Annotated in this window: 1 protein-coding gene and 1 pseudogene; both read left to right on the forward strand. The window is 70.2% G+C overall.

The genetic code is table 11. From position 1 onward, the window contains the following. Window positions 1-835, forward strand: a pseudogene (glmU, locus tag EIO58_RS16890) (bifunctional UDP-N-acetylglucosamine diphosphorylase/glucosamine-1-phosphate N-acetyltransferase GlmU); the annotation flags it as partial. Then, window positions 810-1,844, forward strand: coding sequence for a ribose-phosphate diphosphokinase (locus EIO58_RS16895; protein WP_127820442.1), 1,035 nt, complete (start codon window positions 810-812; stop codon window positions 1,842-1,844). The pseudogene glmU and the gene EIO58_RS16895, both read left to right, overlap by 26 nt. Window positions 1,845-2,034 lie beyond the last annotated feature (190 nt).

A 2,034-nucleotide genomic window follows, 5' to 3' on the forward strand; every position in this document is an offset into this window, starting at 1 on the left:
GCTGCTGCGCGCCTCGCGGCTGGCCGTGGCGGCTGCGCCCGCTCCGGATGCCGCCGCCGCCCTGGGCGTCAACGACCGCGTGCAGCTGGCCGAGGCCGCGCGCCTCCTGAACGCGCGCACCATCCGTCGCTGGCAGCTCGAAGGCGTGAGCATCCAGGACCCCGCCACGACGTGGATCGACGTGCGGGCGACGCTCGCACCGGATGTGACGGTGCTGCCGAACACCCACATCCTCGGGGCGACCACGATCGCGGAGGGCGCGACCGTGGGCCCCGACACGAGCCTCGTCGACTGCGAGATCGGCGCCGGCGCCGTGGTGCGTCGCGTCGAGGCGAACCTCGCAGTCGTCGGCGACGGCGTGACCGTCGGTCCCTACACGCATCTGCGGCCCGGCACCGTGCTCGGTGAGGGAGTGAAGGTGGGTTCGTTCGTCGAGACCAAGAACGCCAGGGTCGGCGCCGGCACCAAGGTGCCGCACTTCATCTATCTCGGTGACGCCGAGGTGGGCAGCAACGCGAACCTCGGGGCCGGCACGATCACCGCCAACTACGACGACGTGAACAAGCACCGCACCGAGATCGGCGACGAGGTCCACACCGGCTCGCACACCGTGCTCGTCGCGCCCATTAGGCTGGGTGACGGCGCGAAGACGGGGGCGGGAGCGGTCATCCGCAAGGATGTGCCGGCTGGTGCACTCGCCCTGAGCGTGGCCCCTCAGCGCAACGTCGAGGGGTGGGTCGAGAAGAACAGACCGGGTACGGGCGCCGCGGACGTCGCGGCGAAGGCTCGGTCCGCACAGAAGGCGGACGATGGGGCGCAAGAAGAAGACCGTTGAGCTCGACCGGGCGAACGACATCGCCCCCGGGCTCGTCGCCAAGACGAAGAAGCGCCTCGTCATCTCGCGCGGAAGCTCTCATCCGGAGCTCGCCGCCGAGGTCGCCGAGCACCTGAGCACGGAGCTCGTGCCGACCGAGTACCGCACGTTCGCATCGGGCGAGATCCTCACCCGGTTCGAGGTGTCGATCCGTGGCTGCGACCTCTTCCTCATCCAGAGCTTCGGCCCGCCGGTCAACGAGTGGATGATGGAGACTCTCATCATGCTCGATGCGGCAAAGCGGGCGTCGGCCAAGCGCATCACCGTCGTCGCGCCGTACTTCCCGTACTCGCGGCAGGACAAGAAGGGCCGCGGGCGCGAGCCGATCAGCGCGCGCCTGGTCGCCGACCTGTTCAAGACCGCCGGCGCCGACCGTGTCATGAGCGTCGACCTGCACGCGGCGCAGATTCAGGGCTTCTTCGACGGACCCGTCGACCACCTCTTCGCCAAGCCCGTGCTGCTGGAGTACTTCCAGCGCACGCTGAGCGCAGGCGACCGCGACCGGCTCACGGTCGTCTCGCCCGACACCGGGCGCGTGCGCGTCGCCGACACGTGGTCCGACAGCCTGGGCGCGCCGCTGGCGATCATCCACAAGCGGCGCGACCCGAACGTCGCGAACCAGGTGACGGTGAACGAGATCGTCGGTGAGGTCGACGGCCGGGTGTGCCTCCTCGTCGACGACATGATCGACACCGGTGGCACGATCGTGAAGGCTGCCGAGGCGCTCAAGGCGAGCGGTGCGATCAAGGTCATCGTCGCCGCGACGCATGCGATCTTCAGCGATCCCGCCGCGCAGCGCCTGCAGAGCGAGGCGATCGACGAGGTCGTCGTCACCGACACGATCCCGATCCCCGACGAGAAGCGCTTCCGCACCCTGACGATCCTTCCCATCGCGCCGCTGCTCGCACGCGCGATCCATGAGGTCTTCGAGGACGGCTCGGTCACGAGCATGTTCGACGGGGCGGCCTGACGACGAGAGCAGGGCGGCGCGACGCCGCGGCGAAGTGAGACGGAGGGCGTATGACGCAGCCGCTGACCGAAGCCGGGCTCACCGTCGCGCGACCGTGGGCGCTGCCGGCCGTCGACGTGCTGGCGCACCTCGACGCCGACGCCGCGGGGCTCAGCGCCGATGACGCGGTGCGCCGCCTCGAGCTCGCCGG

It is taken from the genome of Microbacterium sp. CPCC 204701, assembly GCF_004010105.1.
In the GTDB taxonomy this organism is placed as follows: domain Bacteria; phylum Actinomycetota; class Actinomycetes; order Actinomycetales; family Microbacteriaceae; genus Microbacterium.

Excerpts from the sequence above, each read along its gene's own strand:
- EIO58_RS16895 (WP_127820442.1), top strand. The coding sequence starts at position 810 with ATGGGGCGCAAGAAGAAGACCGTTGAGCTCGACCGGGCGAACGACATC.